The organism is Nocardioides zeae, from assembly GCF_010686755.1.
Lineage (GTDB): Bacteria > Actinomycetota > Actinomycetes > Propionibacteriales > Nocardioidaceae > Nocardioides > Nocardioides zeae.
This window is the reverse complement of sequence record NZ_JAAGXA010000008.1, coordinates 81,828-104,211: the sequence shown is the minus strand read 5'-3', so window position 1 is coordinate 104,211 and position 22,384 is coordinate 81,828. Positions and strand designations below refer to the sequence as shown.

Annotated in this window: 18 protein-coding genes; 9 read left to right on the top strand and 9 right to left on the bottom strand. The window is 75.7% G+C overall.

Annotation, left to right across the window (positions count from 1 at the left end):
* Nucleotides 1-94 precede the first annotated feature (94 nt).
* Complete coding sequence (locus tag G3T38_RS12700; protein WP_163772682.1) at nucleotides 95-1,333, bottom strand: alpha-hydroxy acid oxidase; 1,239 nt, start codon at nucleotides 1,331-1,333, stop codon at nucleotides 95-97.
* A gap of 56 nt (nucleotides 1,334-1,389) precedes the next feature.
* On the bottom strand, nucleotides 1,390-2,088 hold the full coding sequence (locus tag G3T38_RS12695; RefSeq protein WP_163772681.1) for a FadR/GntR family transcriptional regulator: 699 nt from the start codon (nucleotides 2,086-2,088) through the stop codon (nucleotides 1,390-1,392).
* Between the two features lie 148 nt (nucleotides 2,089-2,236).
* Between G3T38_RS12695 and G3T38_RS12690 the strand changes: the two genes are divergently transcribed.
* A complete protein-coding gene (locus tag G3T38_RS12690; RefSeq protein ID WP_163772680.1) occupies nucleotides 2,237-3,235 on the top strand; it encodes a hypothetical protein in 999 nt (332 codons plus the stop codon).
* A gap of 123 nt (nucleotides 3,236-3,358) precedes the next feature.
* Here the strand turns inward: G3T38_RS12690 and G3T38_RS12685 are convergent, their stop codons facing one another.
* A complete protein-coding gene (locus G3T38_RS12685; RefSeq protein ID WP_163772679.1) occupies nucleotides 3,359-4,489 on the bottom strand; it encodes an RsbRD N-terminal domain-containing protein in 1,131 nt (376 codons plus the stop codon).
* A 92-nt stretch (nucleotides 4,490-4,581) separates the two neighbouring features.
* Here G3T38_RS12685 and G3T38_RS12680 point away from each other — a divergent pair, with 92 nt between their 5' ends.
* Nucleotides 4,582-6,231, top strand: a complete 1,650-nt coding sequence (locus G3T38_RS12680; protein ID WP_163772678.1) for an FAD-binding dehydrogenase — start codon at nucleotides 4,582-4,584, stop codon at nucleotides 6,229-6,231.
* Nucleotides 6,232-6,314: 83 nt separating this feature from the next.
* On the opposite strand, the gene G3T38_RS12675 is transcribed toward G3T38_RS12680, so the two are convergent.
* From G3T38_RS12675 to G3T38_RS22235, 3 genes are read right to left on the bottom strand one after another with little or no spacing between them, the layout of a single operon-like run.
* Nucleotides 6,315-7,196, bottom strand: a complete 882-nt coding sequence (locus tag G3T38_RS12675) for an endonuclease/exonuclease/phosphatase family protein (RefSeq protein ID WP_163772677.1) — start codon at nucleotides 7,194-7,196, stop codon at nucleotides 6,315-6,317.
* A complete protein-coding gene (locus G3T38_RS22705) occupies nucleotides 7,193-7,942 on the bottom strand; it encodes a ZIP family metal transporter (protein WP_163772676.1) in 750 nt (249 codons plus the stop codon). The genes G3T38_RS12675 and G3T38_RS22705 overlap by 4 nt, the downstream gene beginning before the upstream one ends.
* A gap of 58 nt (nucleotides 7,943-8,000) precedes the next feature.
* The gene (locus G3T38_RS22235; protein ID WP_163772675.1) at nucleotides 8,001-9,611 is read right to left on the bottom strand and encodes a sigma-70 family RNA polymerase sigma factor; all 1,611 of its coding nucleotides are present in this window, start codon (nucleotides 9,609-9,611) and stop codon (nucleotides 8,001-8,003) included.
* 406 nt (nucleotides 9,612-10,017) lie between these two features.
* Here G3T38_RS22235 and G3T38_RS12660 point away from each other — a divergent pair, with 406 nt between their 5' ends.
* Genes G3T38_RS12660 through G3T38_RS12650 form a run of 3 tightly spaced genes read left to right on the top strand, consistent with a single transcriptional unit; the run spans nucleotide 10,018 to nucleotide 15,562 of the window.
* Nucleotides 10,018-14,460 (top strand): DUF7507 domain-containing protein, encoded by a 4,443-nt coding sequence (locus G3T38_RS12660; RefSeq protein WP_163772674.1) that lies wholly within the window; start codon nucleotides 10,018-10,020, stop codon nucleotides 14,458-14,460.
* A complete protein-coding gene (locus G3T38_RS12655; RefSeq protein WP_163772673.1) occupies nucleotides 14,457-14,921 on the top strand; it encodes an FxLYD domain-containing protein in 465 nt (154 codons plus the stop codon). Before G3T38_RS12660 ends, G3T38_RS12655 begins: the two co-directional genes overlap by 4 nt.
* Nucleotides 14,918-15,562 (top strand): class E sortase, encoded by a 645-nt coding sequence (locus G3T38_RS12650; RefSeq protein WP_163772672.1) that lies wholly within the window; start codon nucleotides 14,918-14,920, stop codon nucleotides 15,560-15,562. The genes G3T38_RS12655 and G3T38_RS12650 overlap by 4 nt, the downstream gene beginning before the upstream one ends.
* 211 nt (nucleotides 15,563-15,773) lie before the next feature.
* Here G3T38_RS12650 and G3T38_RS12645 read toward each other — a convergent pair whose 3' ends face one another.
* A complete protein-coding gene (locus tag G3T38_RS12645; RefSeq protein ID WP_163772671.1) occupies nucleotides 15,774-16,547 on the bottom strand; it encodes a sigma-70 family RNA polymerase sigma factor in 774 nt (257 codons plus the stop codon).
* 65 nt (nucleotides 16,548-16,612) lie between these two features.
* Between G3T38_RS12645 and G3T38_RS12640 the strand changes: the two genes are divergently transcribed.
* A complete protein-coding gene (locus G3T38_RS12640) occupies nucleotides 16,613-17,302 on the top strand; it encodes a hypothetical protein (RefSeq protein ID WP_163772670.1) in 690 nt (229 codons plus the stop codon).
* Complete coding sequence (locus tag G3T38_RS12635; RefSeq protein ID WP_163772669.1) at nucleotides 17,299-18,021, top strand: hypothetical protein; 723 nt, start codon at nucleotides 17,299-17,301, stop codon at nucleotides 18,019-18,021. The genes G3T38_RS12640 and G3T38_RS12635 overlap by 4 nt, the downstream gene beginning before the upstream one ends.
* Here the strand turns inward: G3T38_RS12635 and G3T38_RS12630 are convergent.
* The gene (locus tag G3T38_RS12630) at nucleotides 17,984-19,381 is read right to left on the bottom strand and encodes a histidine kinase N-terminal 7TM domain-containing protein (protein ID WP_163772668.1); all 1,398 of its coding nucleotides are present in this window, start codon (nucleotides 19,379-19,381) and stop codon (nucleotides 17,984-17,986) included. The genes G3T38_RS12635 and G3T38_RS12630 overlap by 38 nt on opposite strands.
* 8 nt (nucleotides 19,382-19,389) lie before the next feature.
* The gene (locus tag G3T38_RS12625) at nucleotides 19,390-19,596 is read right to left on the bottom strand and encodes a hypothetical protein (protein WP_163772667.1); all 207 of its coding nucleotides are present in this window, start codon (nucleotides 19,594-19,596) and stop codon (nucleotides 19,390-19,392) included.
* Nucleotides 19,597-19,751: 155 nt separating this feature from the next.
* On the opposite strand from G3T38_RS12625, the gene G3T38_RS12620 reads away from it, so the two are divergent.
* Both G3T38_RS12620 and G3T38_RS12615 read left to right on the top strand, forming a co-directional pair.
* The gene (locus G3T38_RS12620) at nucleotides 19,752-21,335 is read left to right on the top strand and encodes a phospholipase D-like domain-containing protein (protein WP_163772666.1); all 1,584 of its coding nucleotides are present in this window, start codon (nucleotides 19,752-19,754) and stop codon (nucleotides 21,333-21,335) included.
* A 53-nt stretch (nucleotides 21,336-21,388) separates the two neighbouring features.
* Nucleotides 21,389-22,144 carry an alpha/beta fold hydrolase gene (locus G3T38_RS12615; RefSeq protein WP_163772665.1) on the top strand — a complete coding sequence of 252 codons (756 nt, stop codon included), beginning with the start codon at nucleotides 21,389-21,391 and terminating at the stop codon, nucleotides 22,142-22,144.
* Nucleotides 22,145-22,384 lie beyond the last annotated feature (240 nt).

The window sequence follows — 22,384 nt, the reverse complement described above, 5'->3', positions numbered from 1 at the left end:
CCCCCCCCCTTGTGGGGGGCCCTGGGTGGCGGGCCCCCCGGCCGGGGGTTTGGGGGGGGGGGGCCCCACGACCCTCGGCGTTGGAAGGGCGGGCTCAGCCCAGCGGCCGCGGCGCGAGCCGCACGAGCTGGGTCACGTGGCGCGGCTCGAGCTCGTCGAGCGTGGCGACGCCGAGCAGCTTCATGGTGCGCTCGATCTCGTCCTTGAGGATCGCGATGGTGCGGTCGACGCCCGGGCGGCCGCCGGCCATGAGGCCGTAGAGGTACGCCCGGCCGATGAGCGTGAAGTCGGCGCCGAGCGCGATCGAGGCGACGATGTCGGCGCCGTTCATGATGCCGGTGTCGACCATGACCGTCGTGTCCCGGCCGACCTCGCGCACGACCTCGGGCAGGAGGTGGAACGGCACGGGCGCGCGGTCGAGCTGGCGGCCGCCGTGGTTGGAGAGCACGACGCCGTCGACGCCGTGGTCGACGAGGCGCCGGGCGTCGGCGACGTTCTGCACGCCCTTGACGACGATCTTGCCGGGGAACAGGCCGCGGATGACCTCGAGGTCGTCGTAGCTGATCGTCGGGTCCATCGCCGAGTCGAGCAGCTCGCCGACGGTGCCGCCGGTGGAGGAGAGCGAGGCGAACTCGAGCTTCGGCGTCGTGATGAAGTCGATCCACCACCAGGGGCGGACCGCGGCGTCGAGCACGGTGCGGAGCGTGATCTGCGGCGGGATCGAGAAGCCGTTGCGCTTGTCGCGCAGGCGCGCGCCGGCCACGGGGGTGTCGACGGTGAAGAAGAGGGTGTCGTAGCCGGCTGCCGCAGCGCGACGGGTCAGCTCGTAGGACGTCTCGCGGTTCCGCATGACGTAGAGCTGGAACCAGTTGCGGCCGGCCGGATTGGCGTCGCGCACGTCCTCGATCGACGTCGTGCCCAGCGTCGAGAGCGTGAACGGGATCCCGGCCGCGCCCGCCGCCCCGGCGCCGGCGATCTCGCCCTCGGTCTGCATGAGGCGGGTGAAGCCGGTGGGGGCGATGCCGAAGGGGAGCGCGCTCCGCGCGCCGAGCACCTCGATCGAGGTGTCGACGTCGACCGCCGGGCGCAGCACGTCGGGGTGGAGCTCGACGTCCTGGAAGGCCTGCCGGGCCCGGGCGATGGAGAGCTCGCCCTCGGCGGCGCCGTCGGTGTAGTCGAACGCGGCCCGCGGCGTACGACGCTTCGCGATCACCCGCAGGTCGTCGATCGTCAGCGCCTTGGCCAGCCGCCGCTTGCGGGGGTTGAGCTCCGGCTTCTTGAACTTCAGCAGGTCGAAGATCTCGGCGGGCTTCGGGAACTGGCGGGCGACCATGGTCGGGGTCCTCTCGGGTGGAGCGGGTGGCGGTGCGGGCGGCGGTGCGGGTGGGGTCAGGGTCGGATCTGGGCGAAGTAGCCGTGGATGTGGTCGGCCACGCACGTCCGGGCGGCGTCGGCCCGGCCGCTGGCGACGGCGTCGAGGAGCGCGGTGTGCTCGGCGTGCAGGCGGGCGCCGGTGGCGGACCAATCGTCGATGCGCGCGAGGCCGAGGCGCACGTAGTCCTCGATCGCCGTGCGCAGCCCCGCCATCACGGCGAGCATCACCTGGTTGCCGGTCGCCTCCGCGAGCGCGAGGTGGAACCGCGCGTCGAGCGCGAGGAACTCCTCGGGCGCCAGCGCGTCGTCGCCCATCGCGACGAGCAGCTCGCGGGCGGGCGCGAGGTGGGTGTCGTCGTACGCCGCGGCGAGGGTCCCGACGACCGCCACCTCGAGCGCGACGCGGGTCGCGACGACGTCGTCGACGCCGAAGGCCTGCGCGGCGGTCTGCAGACGCAGCATCGTGGACATGCCGGCCCCGGGGCGCGCGACGATGATCGCGCCGGCCGAGGGTCCGGACCCGGTGGCCGTGCGCACCACGCCCATGACGTCGAGGACGCGCACCGCCTCGCGCACGCTCGAGCGGCCGACGCCGAGCCGGGCGGCGAGCTCGCGCTCGCCGGGCAGCCGGTCGCCGGGACCGAGGCGGCCCTCACCGAGCTCGCGCTCGAGGTGGTCGAGCACCGTGCGCCAGGCGCGTGTCGTCTCGGCCATGGGTCCCTCCGGCGGTCGTCGGCATGCTCGTCGTGTGGTCTGACCACACCGTAGCATGTGGTCAGACCACATCTCTCCGCGGACGTCGTGCGGTGCGGTGGCTCCCGCCGACGGTTCGCACGACGTCCCACGGGGAAGGGCGGTGGCCATGCGTCTCCTCCGTCCCCGCCGTGCCGCCCTCCTCGCGACCGCTGCCGTCCTCCCGCTCCTGCTCGCGGCGTGCGGCGACGGAGGAGACGGGACCGACGGGGGCGACGGGGGATCGGGCGACCGCGACGACCGCAGCGAGACGGCGGCTGACTGGGACGCCAGGGGCGGTACGGACGCCGACTCGGTGCCGTGCGGCCTGGTCTCGGCCGAGACGCGCGCCGTGCTCGACGAGGCGACGGTCGACGGCGACGCGGGTGGTGAGTCCGTCGGCCTGTTCCCGGGCGAGGAGACCTTCGTGGCCTGCGGGTTCGCCGGCGGGATGCTCGAGGTGGGGGTACGGGCGTTCGACGACGGCCGCCCGGTGGCGATGATCGCGACGCCCTACGGCAGCGACCCGGCCGAGCCCCTCGCGGACCTCGGCGACGAGGCGTACGTCGCGGTGAACTCCTACGACGGCCTCCGCGTGACGGTCAGGACGGGCGACCGGGTCGTGCTCGTCGACAGCCGGTTCCGCGACGACGCCGACGCCGCGCTGTCGGAGGACGTGCTCGTCGACCTGGCCCGCGAGGTGACCGAGGGCCTCGCCGACGTCGACGTGCCTGCCGTCGCGCTGCCCGCCGCCTGCCCCGACCCCGCGGACGAGCTCGTCACCGCCCGGGTCGGCGAGGTGCGGGCCGCCCGCGGTGCGGTCGGGGAAGCCGGGATCCGGTGCTCGTACGTCGGGGACGAGTCCTTCGCCACGATCGGTTCGCAGCTGACGAACGAGGGCTACCTCGCGATGGGTCTCGCCGGCTCCGGCGACCCCGTCGAGGTGGACGGCGACGAGGTGTACGTCGACGGCGACTCCGCGGTGCTGGTCGCCTCGGGCGAGTGCGCCGTCACGGCCACCAGCAGCCGCCTCGGCTGGGTGCTGGCCGACCCGCGGGACGAGGACGAGCAGCGCGACGACCTCGTGGAGCTCGCCTCCGCGGCGTACGGCGTGCTCGGCTGCGCCTGAGGGGCGAGCGGGCGCCGGGCCCGACGGGATGTAACGCGGTGTCCGGGTCACTATGGAGGTGGTAGACCACGTGCACAGTCGCCCGGACACCGCGTTACACGACGAGGGCCCCCGGCCCAACCCTCACGCCGAGCGGCCCAGGAGCGCCACCTCGAGCACGAGCCGGTCCCAGGTACGGCGCGGGTCGCGGCCGCTGAGCTCGCGAGTGCGACGCAGGCGGTGGCGCAGTGTCTGCGGGTGGACGCCGAGGCGCGCGGCGGCGGCGTCGGCGGAGCCCGTGGCGACGTGGGCCTCGATGCTCGCGAGCAGGTGGTCGTCCAGCCCGTCCAGCACCAGGCGCGCGAAGCGTGCGTGGTCCGTGTCGGGGTGGCCCGTGAGGAGCGCGACGAGGAGGACGTCGGCCTCGTCGAGGAGGCGACCTGCGCCGTACGCGCGCGACGGAGCGTGCTCGAGCGCGTGGGTGGCGAGGCGGAACGTCCGCGGCAGGTCGGTGACGCGGTCGTTCGGGACCAGCGCTCCGCGCCACGACGCGTCCCAGCGCGCGCTGACCCGGGCGGCGTCGGTGTCGAGCAGGGCGACGCCGTGGCCGTCGCGGTGCCGGAGCGGTGCGTCGTCGCCCACGAGGGCGGCGAGGTCGGTGCGCGACGGACCGTCGGGCGCGAGGGCGACCACCAGCAGGGTGGGCCGCGGCGGGATGGCCACGCGGAGCGCCCGGCCGCGGTCCTCGAGGTTGGTGCGCGCGACCTGGCGACCGGCCAGCAGGTCGTCGAGGAGACCCTCGATCGCGCCGTCGCGGTCGCCGGCCCGCTGGGTGCCGGCGGCGTACCCCTCGTGCAGCGCGTCGGTCAGCGTGTCGACGACCGCCATCCACAGCCGGGACAGCGCGATGGCGTCCGCGACCGTCAGGCGGTCCGCCGCCGTGGCCTCGATGTGGTCGACGACCTGCGTGGCGGCGAGGCGGTAGGCGCGGAGGATGCCCGGCAGGGGACGCCCGTCGAGCGCACGAGCGGCGCCGATGCCGCGGAACCGGTGCACGTCCGACGCTGTGAGGCCCGCCGCACCCTCGGCCCACAGGTCCAGCACGCGGGTGGTGCCCCACCGGGCGATCGCATCGACCTCGGCGAGCTGGGGCGGCGCGAGCGCGGCGTACGCCGGGATCTCGGCCACGATCTCGGCCGTGACGCGGGCGGCGATCTCGTCGAGGCGCGCGACCACCTCGTCCCGGACGGCGACACGCGTGGGGTCCACGGACATGACGGCTCCTCGTTGTCAGGGAATGACAAGCCTAGTGCTCAGAAGGGGTGAAAGCCCTTGCCGTGGGCCGAGCGTGCTCCGAGCCTGGCCCCATGGACGCAGACGCGATCGTGGTGGGTGGGGGACTGGCCGGGCTGGTCGCCGCGGCGGAGCTGGCGGACGCCGGACGGCACGTCCTCGTGCTCGACCAGGAGCCGGAGCAGTCGTTGGGCGGCCAGGCGTTCTGGTCGCTGGGCGGGCTGTTCCTCGTCGACAGCCCCGAGCAGCGACGCATGGGCGTGAAGGACTCGCTCGACCTGGCGCTGCAGGACTGGTTCGGCTCGGCGCAGTTCGACCGCCCCGAGGACCACTGGCCGCGGCGCTGGGCCGAGGCCTACGTGCACTTCGCCGCCGGCGAGAAGCGCTCCTGGCTCCGGCAGCTGGGCCACCGCCTCTTCCCCGTCGTCGGGTGGGCCGAGCGCGGCGACGGTCGCGCCGACGGGCACGGCAACTCCGTGCCGCGCTTCCACCTCACCTGGGGCACCGGACCGGGCGTCGTGGAGCCCTTCGAGCGTCGGGTGCGGGAGCACGTCGCCGCGGGCCGGGTCGAGCTCCGGTTCCGCCACCGCGTCGACGCCCTCGTCACCGACGACGGCGCGGTCACGGGTGTCCGCGGTGCGCTGCTGGCGCCGTCCGACGTCGTACGGGGCGCGGCGTCCTCCCGCGACGAGGTCGGCGAGTTCGAGCTGACCGCCCAGGCCGTGGTCGTCGCCTCCGGCGGCATCGGGGGCAACCTCGACCTCGTGCGCCAGGCCTGGCCCGCGCGCCTCGGCACCCCGCCCGACCGCATGGTCGCCGGCGTGCCCGCCCACGTCGACGGCCGGATGATCGGCATCACCGAGGCCGCCGGCGGGACGGTGATCAACCCCGACCGGATGTGGCACTACGTCGAGGGCCTGCGCAACTGGGACCCGATCTGGGCGAACCACGGCATCCGGATCCTCCCCGGCCCCTCGTCGCTGTGGATCGATGCCGAGGGCAACCGCCTGCCCGCGCCGTACTTCCCCGGCTTCGACACCCTCGGCACGCTGCGGCACCTGCGGGGCACCGGCCACGACCACTCGTGGTTCGTGCTCACGCAGAAGATCATCGAGAAGGAGTTCGCCCTCTCGGGCTCGGAGCAGAACCCCGACCTCACCGGCAAGGACGTCGGGCTGCTCCTCTCCCGGGTGCGCCCCGGGGCCCCCGGCCCGGTCGAGGCGTTCAAGGAGAAGGGCGAGGACTTCGTCGTCGCGGACAGCCTCGACGAGCTCGCCGCCGGCATGAACCGCCTCACCGGCCAGCCCCTCATCGACTCCGAGCGCCTCACCCGCCTCGTCGAGGCCCGCGACCGCGAGATCACCAACCCGTTCGGCAAGGACGCCCAGGTCACCGCCATCCACGGCGCCCGGCGCTATCGCGGCGACAAGCTCATCCGCGTCGCGACCCCCCACCGCCTCCTCGACCCCGCGGCGGGCCCGCTCATCGCCGTGCGGCTCAACATCCTCACTCGCAAGACCCTCGGCGGCCTGCACACCGACCTCGACGGGCGGGTGCTCGACGCGGCGGGGCAGCCGGTGCCCGGCCTGTACGCCGCGGGCGAGGCCAGCGGTTTCGGAGGTGGCGGCATGCACGGCTACAACGCGCTCGAGGGCACGTTCCTCGGTGGATGCCTGTTCTCGGGGCGGACGGCGGGACGCGCCGCGGCGGGGGCGATCGGCTGAGGGACCCTGGCCCCGGCGTGTAACGCGGTGTCCGGGTCACTGTGCACGTGGTCTACCCCTTCCACAGTGACCCGGACACCGCGTTACACGAGCGGGCGGGTGCCCCCGTCAGCCCCCATCACGTCGGTCGCGGCGCGAGCGCGCCGCACGAGCTCCACCCGCGCCGCGCGGTGGTCGCTGTCGGCCACGCGGTACGTCGCGGCGTCGCCCACGACGTACCGCCTCGCCGGGTCGTCCAGCAGCACGTGGTCGAGCTGCACCCGCGGACGGTGCGCCGGGTGGGTCGGTGCGTGCAGGGCGGGCGCGCCGGGGAACCGCACGAGCCGCGGCGGCAGGTTGAGGTCGCCGAGCAGCACGAGCGGGCGGGGCAGGTCGGCGCACCACCGCGCCACGTCCCGCAGCTGTGCCCGGGCCCGCAGCGGGGCGAAGGACAGGTGGGTCGTCACCACGCTCACCGGCCCGTCGGGCGCGGCGACCACCGCCGCGAGCGCCACCCGGGGCTCGTCGGGCACCCACAGCAGACGCCGCCCCGACCCCGGCGGGAGCGGTACCGGCAACCGCACCCGCGACGGACCGAGCCGCAGCTCCCGCCACGCCGTGACGGGGTGGCGGCTGAGGAGGGCGACGCCGTACGACGGTTCCTCCGGGCGGTCGTCCGCCACCGGGGCGGCGGGGCGGACGCCGGCGAGCGAGCCCGGGGTGCCGTGCACCGCCGCCGCGAGGCGCGCCGACCAGGCGGGACCGTCGCCGCGCAGCCGATCCGCGAGCACGCTCGTCTGGTCGACCTCCCCGCTGCGGGGCAGCCGGTGGTCGACCTCCTGCACGGCGAGCACGTCGATGTCGAGCGCGGTGGCGGCGTCGCTCCAGCGCGCCCACGACGCGGCGTCGATCCGGCCGCGCCGGTCCCGCCCGCTGGCGGCGTTGGCCGTGGCGACCGTGAACGGGCGCGAGCCGCCGACCGTCACGCCCGGCCCACGACGAACGCGAGCAGGAAGCCCGAGGCCGCGATCAGACCCGTGTAGAGGTGGGTGCGCTCGAACGCCTCCGGGATCATCGTGTCGGCCACCATCGCGAGGATCGCGCCGGCGGCGAGGGCCGTCACGACCGCGATCGCCTCGGCGGGGGCGCCCTGGAGCAGCAGTGCCCCGGCGAGCGCCGCGAGGCCGCTGATGACGGCGATCCCGCCCCAGACGGCGAAGACGTAGCGGGCGCTGCGCCCGGCCCACTTCATCCCCGCGGCGCTGGAGAGGCCCTCGGGCACGTTGGAGATGACGATGGCGGCCAGCACGGCGACCCCCACGGTGCCGCCGTCGAGCAGGGACAGGCCGAGCACGACGGACTCCGGCACCCCGTCGAGCAGCGCCCCCACGGCGATGGCGGTGCCCGAGCCCGGCTGGTCCGACTCCGTCGCCTGCTGGCCCCCGGAGCGCTTGCGGTGCGCCGCGCCGCGGCGGGCGAGCGCGACGTTCGCCGCGACGTACGCCACCGCGCCCACGAGGAAGCCCACCGCCGTCGCGAGGAGGCCGCCGCTCGCCTCGGCCTCGTCGACGAGCTCGAACGACAGGGCCGAGATGAGCACGCCCGCGCCGAAGGCCATGACGCCCGCGACCACGCGTTGCGGGACGCGCACGCACCACGCGACGAGGGCACCGAGCACGAGGGCTCCGCCGCCGACGAGGCCCCAGAGACCGGCCGCCGCCCAGGTCGGCACGTCAGCTCCGGGGGAGGGCGGTGGGGGTCACCCTGCGAGCGTACGACCGCCCCGGGACTCAGCCGCCCGGGTGCAGGATCGCGTCGACCTGGTTGTCGGCGGGGACGTCGTCGGGACGGTCGAGCGCCTCGAGGCCGAACCCGATCCACGCCAGCGCGTCGTGCCGCACCTCGACCACCAGCGGCTCCGCGGCGCCGAGCGCCGGGACCGTCCAGCCCGAGACCGGTCCCGTCGTGCAGCGGGGCTCCCCGGCGCCGACGAGGCAGACCTCCCGTGCGCCGCGGACGCTCATCGTGACGACCGTGCCGGGCGAGGCCGCGACGACCGGGACCGTCACGCGCGTCCACCCGGGCTGCGGGCCGGGGGCCGCGACCAGTCGCGACCGCTCGAAGCGGGGGTTGGCCGCCGGGTCGGTGCTCGGCGGTTCCGGGGAGGGGCCGGGCGCGGGCTCCGGCGAGGGCTCCGACGGCGCGCCCGGGGAGGGGGTCGGCTCGGACGAGGGCTGCGTGGTGCCGGGGCTCGCCGCGGCCGGGGGCTCGGCGTCCGGGGCCGGCGCACCGGGCGCGGGCGACGCCACCGGAACCCCGGGTGCCGGGGTCGGGTCGGCGACGGCCGCGGGAGCACCCGGCTCGCCGGGCTCATCCGGACCGTCCGGCTCATCAGGGCCACCCGGCTCGGCCACCGCGGACGGGGCCGTCGCGATCGCCGGTCCCGCGTCCGACCCGGCCCACGGCTGGAGCACGGCCGCAGCCGCCGCCAGGGCGACGGCGACGACGGCCGCCGCGACCACGCCGACCTGCGTCGTACGGCGCGGGTGCCGCCGGGTGCGCGACCGACCGGGCCCGGGGGCGGTGCCGGTCGCGGCACCGGGCAGGCCCGACGCCGCGAGCAGCCCCAGCAGGGGCAGCAGCACGGCGCCGAGGTTCGCCGAGATCTGGCCGAGCTCGTCGACGGCGTGGCGGCACCGGGCGCAGTCGGCGAGGTGCTCGGTGACGCGCTGGCGCTTGCCGACGGACATCGCGCCGCGCACGTAGGCGCCCAGCAGGGGCGTCGTGCGCCGGCAGCCCGCGTCGGCGGCTGCGGCGAGGTGGGCGTCGAGGTAGGCGGTGCGCAGTCCCTCCCGGGCGCGGTGGGCCAGCACGCCGACGGCGTTGCCGGTCAGCCCGAGCGCCTCGCCCACCTCGTCGTGCGCCATGCCCTCGACCGCGGTGTGCCACAGCACGTGCTGCCAGCGCGGCGGCAGGTCGGCGAACGCGGCGGCGACGGTCGCACGGTCGAAGCGGTCGTCGGCGCCGTCCGACGGCGCGGGGACGAGCGGCTCCAGGTCGTCGTCGTCCTCGACGAGCACGAGGCGGGAGTCGCGGCGCACGTGGTCGACCCAGGCGCTGTTGACGGTCGCGGCCAGGTAGGGACGGAACGCGGTCGTCGGGCCCTTGCCCTGCCGGAGCAGCCGGAGGATCCGCTCGAACGCGGTCGCGGCGATGTCGGGGGCGAGGTCGGGGCCGGCGTGCCGGGTCGCCAGGGCCAGCGCCACCGGGTGGTAGCGCTCGAAGAGCGCCGCGACGGCCTCGGCGTCGCCCGCGCGCGCCCGCGTCAGCAGCGCGGAGTCCGGGGGCTCGTCCGCCCCGATCGGCTCGGTGGGCTCCGGTGGGTGCGCTGCAGCGGTCATGGTCCTGGTCGCGGTGTCGTCGACGGGACATCGCGTCGCGCGACGTCGTGCCGACATCGCGTCGTGCTACCTCGTCGTGCGACTCGACCAGGCGTCCCCCGTGCGGCGGATCCTAGGCCACGACGCCGCCATCCCCGCCCTGCGAACCGTTGTGATCCAGACCACTCGAAATTCTCCTGAGAACCGCGTAAGGAACTCCGCTCCACCCCGTCCTCACCCTGCGGTCGCTCGACCGCACGCCCCGCGACCCGGGGCTCGAGACGACGATGTGGGGAAAGCGTTGAGCAAGCACGTGCGTGTGCGTGGGGGCACACGAGGGGGAGCCGGTCGGTCCGGCACGAGCAGGGCGCGGCGGTGGTTCGCGCACGCGGCCGCCACGGTCGTGGTGGCGTCGGGGCTCACGGGGGTGACCCTGTCGCTGGCCGCCGCGCCCGCGACCGCGGCTCCGGCGTTGGACTGCGGCACGGTCTACTCGATCCAGGGGGCCTCGCCCCGCAACATCTGGGCGCTCGGGGACGACGGCACGCAGACCAGCGTCGGCACCTTCGACATCGGCGCCACCGGCAGCCTCAACGGCCTCGGCATCTCCGACGACGGCAGCCAGGCGTTCGGCGTGCTGCCCGCGGCCCAGGGCACCGGCCGCACCATCTACCGCCACGACCGGGCGAGCGACACCACGACGGCGCTCGGCGCCGGCGCGGCGAGCACCCCCGTGACCCACGGTGCGGTGAACCCGCTCAACGGGTTCTACTACTACGGCGGCTTCAGCGGCTCGACCGTGCAGGTCTACGGCTTCGACACCACGACCAACACCTCGATCGGCCTGGTCGCGAGCGGCACGATCCCGACCGGCGGCGCCAACGGCGACTGGGTCTTCGACCAGCAGGGCCGCATGTACGTCGTCGGCGGTGCGAACGGCTCCAACGTCGTCTCCGTCATCGACCAGGAGATCCCGACGAGCGGTCCCGCCGTGACGGTGACGGGTCGCCAGATCACCGACATCTCGACCCCGTCCAACCAGGCCATCAACGGCATCGCGTTCGCGGGCTCGGGCCTGCTCTACCTGGCGAGCGGCAACCAGCTGTTCGAGGTCAACCCCTCGACGGGTGCGATCCTCTCGTCCTCGCCGCTGGCGCTGTCGGGCTCCGTGGACCTCGCATCGTGCGCCTCGCCCAACACGATCCGCGTGCAGAAGGACTTCCCGGACGGCCGCGCCGTCGCGGGTGACCAGGCCACGCTCGCCGTGACGGGCGGCGGCATCACCACCGGCAACACGGCGACGACGGCGGGCAGCGACTCCGGCCTGCAGGCGACGCCCGCCGAGACCGCCGGTCCCGTCTTCGGGCTCACGGGCACGACGTACACCGTGGCCGAGAGCGGCAACGGCACCCTCGCGAGCCGGTACGACGCGGCCTGGGCCTGCGTCGACGAGAACACGGGCAGCACGATCGCCAGCGGCACGGGCACGACCGGCAGCTTCACGATGCCCAACGGCGGCGCCGCCGGCGTCGCGGCCCTGTGCACCTTCACCAACACCGCGAAGCGTCCGTCGCTGGAGCTCGACAAGATCGCGGGCACCCCGACGGGCAGCACCGCCGGCTCGACGATCACCTACACCTTCGTCGTCACCAACACCGGCCCCGTGCCGCTGGCGACCGTCGCGGTCTCCGACCCGAAGGTCGGCGCCGTCACCTGCCCGCCCGGCGCCCTCGCGCCCGGCGAGGACGTGACGTGCACGGCCGCGCCGTACGTGCTCACGCAGGCGGACGTGACCGCCGGCGTCGTCGACAACACGGCCACGGCCTCGGGCAACACCGGCGTGCCCGGCGACCCCGACGTCACCGACGACGACAGCACGAGCACCCCGATCGACCACGACGCGGCGCTCACGCTCGAGAAGCGGGCCGGCACGCCGGTCGACGTCAACGGCTCGGGCCTCACCGACGCGGGCGACACGATCGCCTACACCTTCACGGTCACGAACACGGGCAACGTCCCGGTCACCGACGTCGCGGTCTCCGACCCGCTCGTCGGTGCGGTGACCTGCGACGTCACGAGCCTGGAGCCCGGCGAGGAGGCGGAGTGCGCCGCCGACGCGCCGTACGTGGTGACGGAGGCGGACGAGACCGCAGGTGCCGTGGTGAACGTGGCCACCGCCGCGGGTGAGGACCCGTCGGGCGACCCCGTCACCTCGGACGAGGACTCCACGACCACGCCGGTCGACGCGCCGGCGCCGAGCCTGGCGCTGGACAAGCAGGCGGGCACCCCGGTCGACGTCAACGGCTCGGGCCTGACCGACGCGGGCGACACGATCACCTACTCCTTCGTGGTCACGAACACCGGCAACGTCCCGCTGCGCGCGGTCGCGATCAGCGACCCGATGCTGACCGGGCTGACCTGCCCGGCGGGCGTGCTGGCGCCGGGGGCGTCGGTGACGTGCTCGGCCGCGCCGTACGAGATCACGCGTGACGACGTGGACGCGGGCTCGGTGGACAACACCGCGACCGCGGGAGCCACCGACCCCGACGGCGACCCCGTCGGCTCCGACCCCGACTCCACCTCCACCCCGACCGACCTCCCCGAGCCCGAGCTGACGCTCGAGAAGTTCGCGGGCACGCCGGTCGACGTCAACGGCTCGGGCATCACCGACGCGGGCGACACCATCGCCTACACGTTCACGGTGACCAACACGGGCAACGTGCCGGTCGACGCGATCCGCGTGCAGGACCCGCTCGTCGGCGACGTCACCTGCGAGGCGACGAGCCTCGCGCCGGGCGAGGCGACCGACTGCGCGGCCGACGAGGCCTACGTGGTCACCGAGGCCAACGAGCTCGCCGGCTCCGTCACGAACGTGGCGACGGCGGTGGGCAGCGACCCGTACGACGAGGACGTCGTCTCCGACGAGGACACGACGACCACGCCGGTCGAGCGCCCGGCGCCGGCCCTGCTGCTCGAGAAGCGCGCCGGCACGCCGGTCGACGTCAACGGTTCCGGCATCACCGACGCGGGCGACACCATCGCCTTCACCTTCACGGTGACCAACACGGGCAACGTCCCGGTCACCGACATCGCGGTCTCCGACCCGCTCGTCGGTGCGGTGACCTGCGAGGCCACCAGCCTCGCGCCGGGCGAGACCACGGAGTGCGCCGCCGACGCGCCGTACGTCGTGACCGACGCCGACGAGACCGCCGCGGTCGTCACCAACACGGCCACCGTCGAGGGCGAGGACCCGGACGGGGACCCCGTCACCAGCGACCCGGACTCGACGAACACGCCGGTCGCGACGCCGGCGCCGGTGCTGACCCTCGACAAGTTCGCGGGCACGCCGGTCGACGTCAACGGCTCGGGCCTCACCGACGCCGGCGACACGATCGCCTACACGTTCACCGTCACCAACGACGGCAACGTGCCGGTCTCCGACGTGCGCGTCGTCGACCCGCTGGCGGGCACCGTGACCTGCGAGGTCACGAGCCTGGCGCCGGGTGCGTCGACGGAGTGCGCCGCCGACGCGTCGTACGTGGTGACGGAGGCGGACGAGGTCGCGGGTGCCGTGGTGAACGTGGCCACCTCCGTGGGCGAGGACCCGGACGGCGACGAGGTGACCTCCAACGAGGACTCCACCACGACGCCGGTCGACACGCCGGCGCCGAGCCTGGCGCTGGACAAGCAGGCGGGCACGCCCGTCGACGTGAACTCGTCGGGCACCACCGACGCGGGCGACACCATCGCCTACACGTTCGTGGTGACCAACACGGGCAACGTGCCGCTGAGCGCCGTGGCGATCAGCGACCCGATGCTGGGCGGGCTGACCTGCCCCGCGGGCGTGCTGGCGCCGGGGGCGTCGGTGACGTGCTCGGCCGCGCCGTACGAGATCACGCGTGACGACGTGGACGCGGGCTCGGTGGACAACACCGCGACCGCGGGGGCGACGGACCCCGACGGCGACCCCGTCGGCTCCGACCCCGACTCCACCTCCACCCCGATCGAGGCCGTGCCCGGCCTCGCGATCGTCAAGCTCGCCGAGCTCGAGGACCTCGACCAGGACGGCGTGGCCGACCTGGGCGAGGAGATCTGGTACGGCTTCGAGGTCACCAACACCGGCAACGTCACGCTCGTCGACGTCGTCGTGAACGACCCGAAGGTCGGCACCATCACCTGCGAGGCGACCACCGTGCGCGCCGGCGACACCGTGTTCTGCGTCGTCGACGAGCCCTACGTCGTCACGCAGGCCGACGTCGACGCCGGCACGGTCCACAACGCGGCGACCGCGACCGGCACGCCGGTCGGCGGCGACGAGGACCCGGTGGACTCCCCGCCGTCGACGACGGACACGCCGACGGAGACGACCGCGACGCTCGGGCTCGTGAAGTCCAACGCCGTGGCCGGCGGTGGGCCCGCGCAGGTGGGCGACACCATCACCTACCGGTTCGACGTCACCAACACGGGTGCCGTGACGATCTCCTCGATCACCATCGACGACCCGATGCTGGACGACGCCGACGTCGCGATCTCCTGCCGCGAGACCACCCTCGCGCCGGGGGAGAGCACCACGTGCGAGGCGGACTACGAGGTCACGGCGGCGGACGTCGCCGACGGCCCGATCCTCAACCGCGCGACGGCCGGCGGGTGCACCCCGGCCGGGTGCGACACGGTGCCGCCGGTGGTCTCGCCGCCGTCGGACACGACCACCCCGGTCGCGTCCTCGCCGGCCCCGCCGAAGCCCGCCCCGTCGGGTCCGGCCCTGCCCGACACGGGCGGCCCGGCGGCCGGCCTGCTCGGCCTCGCGGCGCTGCTCCTCGGCGCCGGTGCCGCGCTGGTCTGGCGCGGACGCCGTCGGCGGACCGCGTGACCCGTCGTCTCCTGACGGCGGCCCTCGTGCCGGTGCTCCTCCTCGTCCCCGCCGCGTGCAGCGGCGGGGACGAGGGGGCCCTGTCCGAGCCCTCGAGCCCCCGGCCCTCGTCGACGGACCCCAGCCTCGACGAGGGCCGGGTCTCCCCGGCGGACCTGCCCCCGGCGCCCGTGCTGGAGGGAGGCACGGGCGCCCGTGGCGACCTCGCCGGGGCGGAGTGCGACGTCGCGACCGGCCCTCGGTCGGTCGCGGGGGAGCTGACGAACAGCGGTGGCACGGCCGCGGACTACGCGGTCGTCGTCAGCTGGACCACCGCCACCTCCGACGTCGTGGCCCGCGGCGTCGCGACGGTCGAGGACCTCGCACCGGGTGCGTCCCGCACGGTCGAGGTCACCGCGGAGGTGCCCGCCGGTGCCACCGCCTGCACCGTCAACGTGCGCCGCGCCCCGGTGGCGGGATGAGCCGACGCGTCCTCACGGCGACGGGGCTCCTGCTCGTCGTGGCGGGCCTCGGGGTGCTCGGGTACGTCGCGTGGCAGCTCTGGGGCACCACCCTCCTCGCGGAGCGACGGCACGACGAGGGCGTCGCGGCGCTCGAGGACGCCTGGGACGCCGGTGACGACACCGCCCGCACCGACGTCGGCGACGCCCTCGCGATCGTGCGGGTGCCCCGCTTCGGCGACGACTACGCCGTGCCGCTGCTCGCGGGCACCGACGACGACGTGCTCGCCGCCGGGCTCGGGCACTTCGACGGCAGCGCCGGCCCCGGCGAGGTCGGCAACCTCGCCGTCGCCGGCCACCGCATCACCCACGGCGAGCCGCTGCGCCGCATGACCGAGCTGGAGGTCGGCGACCTCGTGCTGGTGGACACCCGCACGACGACCTACACCTACCGCCTCGTCACCGCCGGCGACGCGCTCGAGGTGCCGTTCACGGCCACCTGGGTCGTCGATCCGGTGCCCGAGAACCCCGACGCCGGGGGGACCGGCCCCGACGCGGGACCGGACGCGCGGCTGCTGACCCTCACCACGTGCGCGGAGCTGTTCCACACCGACCAGCGGCTCGTCGCCTTCGCCGAGCTCGTCGACGCGGTGCCGCGCTGAGCGTGGCCCGCGCCGCGCTGGACGTGGCGCGCGGAAAGGGGCACGAACGCCACTCCGGACTGCGGATCCGCTGTCGTTCGTGACCCTTGTCGCGGCCCCGCGCGCTCGTCGGATCCGGGTGGACCGATGGCTCGCCTGCCACGGGACCGGCCCCAGGGCACGAACTGGGACGGTGGTGCCGCTCGGACGAGCAGGCCGCCCGCCCCAGGCGTCAGGCCGCGACCAGCGTCGCGGGCCGCAGCCGACGGAGCTCGTCGTACGTCGCGGCGCAGCCCCCGCAGCCCTCCAGGTGGCCGCGGACGGCGTCGGCCTGGTCGTCCGGCAGGCGCCCGAGGTGGAGGCTCGCCAGGCGGTCGCGCCACGGCGCGCAGCGGGGGTCGGCGGCGCGGGCGACGTGCGCCGCGACGTACGCCAGCCGGAGGCCCTCGCGCGCCCGGAAGGCGAGGGCGGCCGCTGCGTTCGGGTTGAGGTGGAGGCGGGCGCCCACGTCCTCGAGGGAGCGGCGCTCGACGAGCGTCCACCACAGCACGAGCTGCCAGCGGTCGGGCAGCGCCCGGAGCACCCCGCTCAGGAGCCGCGACTCCTCGCGGCGCTCCGTCTCGTCCGGGACGGCCGCGGTCGGCTCCGGGGCGTCGGTCCACACGAGCGGGGCGTCGCGCCGCACGTGGTCGACGTGGGCGTGCCGCACCGCGGTGAGCAGGTAGGCCCGGAAGGAGCTGCGGGGGCCGCCGCCGGTGGCGAGCTGGGCGAGCACCCGGGCGAAGGCGTCGGCCACGACGTCCTCCACGTCGCGCTCGTCGCACAGCCGGCCCGCGAGGCGGAGCGCCACGTCGCGGTGGCGGCGGTAGAGCTCGGCCGTGGCGGCGGAGGCGGCGCCAGGACCACCCGCCCGGGCCTGCTCCAGCAGGTCGGCGTCCGAGGCCAGGTCGACGAGCCGGGCGTCGACGGCACCCCTCGCATCGAGGGCGGCGACGGATACAGGCACGGGATCACACTTTAGTGCGAGGAGCCTCCGTCCGCCCCCGGAACCGCCCTAGGATGACCCCGCCCATGACCGACCGCCCGCACGGCCGCTCCGGACCGCGCCCTCGCCCGAGGCTCCGCGGGCGCCGTGGCGCGCCCCCGGCGGCGGCGCTCGCCCTCCTGGTCGGGGAGCTGTGGCCGGACGGCACGGACGGACCCCTCGACGAGGACGCGCTGCGCCGGGTGGCCCACGACTACGCCCGGCGCGGCGACGACCTGCGGCGGCTGCTCCACGACCTCGAGCAGGTCGTCGACCTCCTCGGGCCGGCCTGGACCGCCGACGAGGTCAGCGCGCTCGTGGAGCAGTCGGCCCTCGCCTGGTCGGACACCTTCCTCGGCGTGCGGGCGACGGGCGACCCGACGGGACCGTCCGACGCGACGCGCCGCCCCCGCCGTGCCGGCACGGTCGAGATCGTGACGGTGCGGCTCGCGGGCCTCCACGTCGCGCGACCCGACGGCGCCGGGGCCCCCGCGGAGGACCTGCGCACCGTCTCCCTCGTCGCCGCCGAGCACCTGCCCGGCAGCGAGGTGCTGCTCGTGCCCGCGGAGTCCGTCGCGCGGGTGGTCGTCCAGACGGGCGGCGACGCCACCGCCGCGGTCGCGACCTTCGCCGCGGCCTGCTCCGAGCTCACGACGCGACGGTGCACCGTGACCGTCGAGCGGGTCGCGGTCGGCTCGGCCGAGCACGAGCGCCTGCTCGGCCGGTCCGCCGGATGAGCCCGACCCCCGAGCCGTCCGACCCGTTCGGCCGCCGGGGTGCTGATCCCGCCACCCTGCCGCCCGAGGTCCGCGGCCTGCTGGAGGACGTGGCCGCGATGGCGCGGACGACGGCGGAGGACGGCCTGTCCATGGAGACGCTGATGGGCGACCTCCGGCTGCTCTGCGACCTCGACGACGGGGAGCCCCTGCCCCTCGACGTGCTGCGGGTCGCCACGCTGGCCTGGTCCGACCACCACGGCGAGCTCGAACGCCGCTCGGCGCAGCGCGACGGGGGGCTGGTCTCGCCGGACGACCTCGTGTGGGCGCTCGTGGGCCGTGACGACCGCCCGTCCGCCTCGCCGCACGAGGTGGTGGTGCTCCGCCTGGTCGCGTCCGCGGCGGCGGGGGCCGCTCCCGCGACGTACGGCGACCTCGGGTCCCTCCTCGCCGACGTCGTGCGCGAGGTGTTCGGCGCCGCCGACGACCTGGTCGCGCTCCCGACGGACGGGCACGCCGTGGTGCTGCCGGAGCGTGCGGACGACCTGGCGGACCGTGCCGCCGTGGCGGTCCGTGCGCTGCGCGGGGCGTCGGGGCCGGGGGTCGACGCGGACGTCGCGATCGTGCCGCTCGCCCCGACGTCCGTCTCCGCGGCCGCCGGCCTGCGGCGACTGCTGGCCGACCTCGAGCCGGGCGTGCCGGTCACCCCGCCGTCAGGCGACCCTCCGCCTCCCCGATGAGGGAGAGCACCGCGGCGAGGTCACCGTCGCCGTGGAGCACCTCGATGCGGGCCTCGGCGGAGACCGCGGAGCGTACGTCGCGGGCGATCGCCTGCGCGTCCTCGGGGTCCCGCTCGGCGAGGGCGACGACGGCCAGGCGCCCCGAGGTCCAGCGGGCGACGCCCACGGGGTTCTCGTGCTCCTCCGCCCAGCGCCCGAGGGCCCGGGCGTCCTGCGCGACGTGGTCGGGCCCGGGCTCGACGAGCGCCACGACGGCGCGGCGGGCGGACGCGTCGTCGACCCGCGGCCCGGTGTCGTGGAGGTGGGCGCCGAGCTGCTCGACCAGGCCGAGGGGCGTGAGCAGCCCGGTCTCGGCGTCGTGCTCCGGCAGGCTGCGCAGTGCCGTGCGGGCGGGGGTGCGGGCCACCGGGGGAGCCTCCTCCGGGACCCGGCGTCCGATCCGGCGGAGCACCACGGCCCAGCCGCCGCCGTCGCCCGCGTCGTACAGGGCGTGGCAGAAGCCGGTGAGCCGGGTGGTGCCGCCCGCGACCAGTACGTCGAGGACGGTGCCGTCGGCGAACGGGAGGTCGACGCCGAGGACGTCCGCGGCGGCGTCGCCCACGGCCGGGTCGCGGCCGGTGAGGGCGAGGAGCAGCTCGGTCGGACGGTTCCACTCGACGAGCCGCCGGTCGGCGTCGAAGGCGAGCACGAGGGCGCCGAGGTCGTCGAGCAGGCGTTCGGAGGACGGGGGCACGACCGGACGGGACGCGCCGCGGACGCCGGCACCGACGAAGACCGCGAGCGCGACGACCGCCGCCACGTCCGTCAGCTGCAGGCGCAGCGCCTCCGCGACGAGCGCGGCCACGGCACCCCACTGGATCGCGGCCGCCTGGAGGCGCACCGCGCCGGCCCGGTCGTTGCTGCGGCGCGCGAGGGCGAGGACCGTGAGCAGGAGCAGGGCGAAGCAGTAGGCCGTGTGGAGGGCGAAGAGCCAGCCGAAGGTCACCGTCGCCCCGCCCACGGAGACGACCGCGTGGGGCCCCAGCAGCACCTGCCAGCCGGCCACGAGGAGGGGCTCGGCCACGAGCAGGGCCACGACGGCGCGCGACGGACGCCAGGCGGCGTCCGTCATGCGGCGGGCCACCGTCCACAGCAGACCGCAGGTGGCCCCGACGGCCGGCAGCCACAGCAGCAGCGCGCGGGACAGCCCGAACGCCTCGAACCACACGACGTGCCCGGCCCACACCGCGGCGGACGCGCAGGCCAGCGCGACGGTGCGCCCCGCCACGAGACGGTCCCGGCGGACGAGGGCGACGACCGTCAGCGCCCCCGCGACGACGAGCGCGGCGGTGTGCACCGCGAGCGCGAAAGAGCTGGTCACGGCCTCATTCAACACAACTCCGCGGGCCTCCCGCGACGTCGCGCGATCGCCTCGGCCCCGGCGCGCAGGTCGCGCTCCCGGGGGATCCACCCGCGACGCAGCTCCGCCGCGAAGAGCGACGCCACCGCCGCGGCCTCGTCCTCCGAGAGCGCCGGTGCCTCCGCCGCGCGGCGGCGCCGCCCCGCGGCGCCCCGGTCGGTCCGTCCCCGTCGCATGCGCATGCTGCTCCTCTTCCCATCGCCGGCGTGGTCGGGATCGCCGCCCACGTCTCGTCTCCCGGGAGAGAGGACGCACGTCGGCGGCGTTCCTTACGCGGGTGGCGGCGATCGGGACGTGGCCTGGGTCGGCCGCGGAGTGGCAGGCTGGGGACGTGGCGGACCGAGGAGGACCCGAGGGCTGGCTCCTGACCGCCCGGGAGCGCGGCAACCCCCGCACCCGGGTCGACGACCTCCACCCGGGTGGGGTGGCGTGGTCCACCGACAACCGGGTGCGACCGCTCGTGCACGGCGCCACCTACTTCGCCGAGCTCCTCGAGCGCATCGACGCGACGGGACCGGGCGACCTCGTGCTGTTCACCGACTGGCAGGGCGACGCCGACCAGCTGCTCACGGACGACCCCGCTAGCACCGTGCTCGACGTCCTCGGCCGCGCGGACGAGCGCGGCGCGGACGTGCGTGGCCTGGTCTGGCGCTCCCACAGCGACCTCACCGGCTTCACGGCCCGACAGAACGCGAACCTCGGCCGCGCGCTGCAGCGACGGGGCGCCGAGGCGATCCTCGACATGCGGGTGCGGATCGGGGGGTCGCACCACCAGAAGCTGGTGGTGATCCGCCACGGCGACGACCCGTCGCGCGACATCGCCTTCGTCGGAGGCATCGACCTCGCGCACTCGCGCCGCGACACCGCCGCGCACGCCGGCGACCCGCAGCCGGTGCCGGGGATGCCGGAGGAGTACGGCGCGCGCCCGCCCTGGCACGACATCCAGGCGGCCGTGACGGGGCCGGCGGTGCACGACGTGGAGACGACCTTCCGGGAGCGCTGGGAGGACCCGACCTCGCTGCGCCACAGCCCGATCATCCTCGTGCGCGACCGGCTCCGCGGGCTCGACGTGACGCCCGACCCGCTGCCGCCGCAGGCGCCGCCCCCGCCGCCCGTGCCGGGCGGCACCCACGCGGTCCAGCTGCTGCGCACCTACCCCGACCTGCGCGGGGGCCGCGACTACGCCTTCGCGCACGGGGGCGAGCGCAGCGTGGCCCACGGCTACACGAAGGCGCTCGAGCAGGCGCGGCGGCTGGTGTACGTCGAGGACCAGTACCTCTGGGGCGACCACGTCGGCCAGGTGTTCGCCGACGCCCTCACGACCCACCCCGACCTGCACGTCGTCGTCATCGTGCCGCTCCACCCCGACGTGACGGGCCTCAACCGGCTCGCGCAACGGGAGGGACGGCGGCGTGCGATGGAGCCGATGCACCGGGCGGCGCCCGATCGGGTGGCGGTCTACGGCCTGGAGAACCACGCGGGCACCCCCGTCTACGTGCACGCCAAGACCTGCGTCATCGACGACACGTGGACCACGATCGGGTCCGACAACTTCAACCGGCGGTCGTGGACCCACGACTCCGAGCTGTCGGTGGTGGTCGTCGACGAGGCGGACGAGTACGCCCGTCGGCTGCGCCTCGCGCTGGCCGCCGAGCACCTCGACCGGGGCGAGGACGACCCGATGGAGGACTGCGCCGACCCGGTCGCGATGTTCGCCACCTTCGCCCGGGCCGCCGCCGACCTGGATGCCTGGCACGCCGGGGGCCGGGTCGGACCACGTCCCCCGGGCCGCCTGCGGCGCATCTACCCACCCCGGCTCGGCCGGGCGGCGCGGATGCTGGCGTCCGCGCCGTACCTGCTGCTCCACGACCCCGACGGACGCCCGCGCGAGCTGCGTCGGCGTGGGGAGTACTGATCGGGCGCGTCATGACGTAGAACGTCCGCACCGCGCCGTACGGAGGAGAGAACGTGGCCACACGCGTGTCGTTCGCCAGCTCGACCGGACCTCGGCTCGCCGGGCTCGTCGACGAGCCGGAGGGGGAGGTGCGCGGCTGGGGCGTCTTCGTCCACGGGTTCACCCTCGGCAAGGACTCGCCGGCGGCCGCCCGCGTCAGCAAGCAGCTCGCCCGTGAGGGCATCGGCATGCTGCGGTTCGACGCCCTCGGCCTCGTCGACTCCGAGGGGGAGTGGGGCCGCGGATCGTTCACGGTGAAGGTCGCCGACACGAAGCAGGCGGTCGCCTTCATGGCGGAGCGGGGCACCCCGGCGTCCCTGCTCGTCGGGCACTCCTGGGGCGGGGCGGCCGCGATCGCCGCCGCCTCCGACGGAGCCCCCGTCTCCGCCGTCGCCTCGCTCGCCGCGCCGGTGGACCCCGGGCACGCGGAGCACCAGTACGACGCGTTGGTCGACCGCGTCCTCGACGACGGCGAGGCGGAGTGGAGGGTCGGGGGCAAGACGCTCAAGCTGACGCGGGAGTTCGTCGAGGACGTGCGCCGGGCCGAGTTCCGCGACCGCATCGACCGGCTGCGGCAACCCCTGCTCGTCATGCACTCGCCGACCGACAACACGGTCGGCGTCGGCAACGCCAGCGAGATCTTCCAGCGGGCGCGCCACCCGCGGAGCTTCGTCGCGCTCGAGGGTGCCGACCACCTGCTGACCGCGCCGGGCCAGGCGAAGCGCGCCGCGCGGCTGATCAGCGCCTGGTGCGACCCGTACCTGGCCTGACCTGGCCCGCGGCACCACCCTCGGGACGTCATGCGTTCCGGTGGACGGGGCCCGCGCTCCGCATGACGTCCCGGAAGGGCCGGTCGGCTCGCTGCCTGGCCTCGCGGCCAGAGGGCGCGGAACTGTGCGGCTGGTACGGCTCTGGTCGCGGCGGGCGTGTCCCAGCTGCACATTTCGCGGCACCCCGAGCGGGTGCCCCCCCAGCCGTCCCCCCGCCGTACGCCGCGGAGCCACCGCCCC

Coding starts and splice junctions, on each gene's coding strand:
- G3T38_RS12690 (WP_163772680.1), top strand. CDS start 2,237: ATGCGTCTCCTCCGTCCCCGCCGTGCCGCCCTCCTCGCGACCGCTGCC.
- G3T38_RS22235 (WP_163772675.1), bottom strand. CDS start 9,611: ATGACCGCTGCAGCGCACCCACCGGAGCCCACCGAGCCGATCGGGGCG.
- G3T38_RS12640 (WP_163772670.1), top strand. CDS start 16,613: ATGACCGACCGCCCGCACGGCCGCTCCGGACCGCGCCCTCGCCCGAGG.
- G3T38_RS12635 (WP_163772669.1), top strand. CDS start 17,299: ATGAGCCCGACCCCCGAGCCGTCCGACCCGTTCGGCCGCCGGGGTGCT.
- G3T38_RS12650 (WP_163772672.1), top strand. CDS start 14,918: ATGAGCCGACGCGTCCTCACGGCGACGGGGCTCCTGCTCGTCGTGGCG.
- G3T38_RS12680 (WP_163772678.1), top strand. CDS start 4,582: ATGGACGCAGACGCGATCGTGGTGGGTGGGGGACTGGCCGGGCTGGTC.
- G3T38_RS12625 (WP_163772667.1), bottom strand. CDS start 19,596: ATGCGACGGGGACGGACCGACCGGGGCGCCGCGGGGCGGCGCCGCCGC.
- G3T38_RS12695 (WP_163772681.1), bottom strand. CDS start 2,088: ATGGCCGAGACGACACGCGCCTGGCGCACGGTGCTCGACCACCTCGAG.
- G3T38_RS12685 (WP_163772679.1), bottom strand. CDS start 4,489: ATGTCCGTGGACCCCACGCGTGTCGCCGTCCGGGACGAGGTGGTCGCG.
- G3T38_RS12700 (WP_163772682.1), bottom strand. CDS start 1,333: ATGGTCGCCCGCCAGTTCCCGAAGCCCGCCGAGATCTTCGACCTGCTG.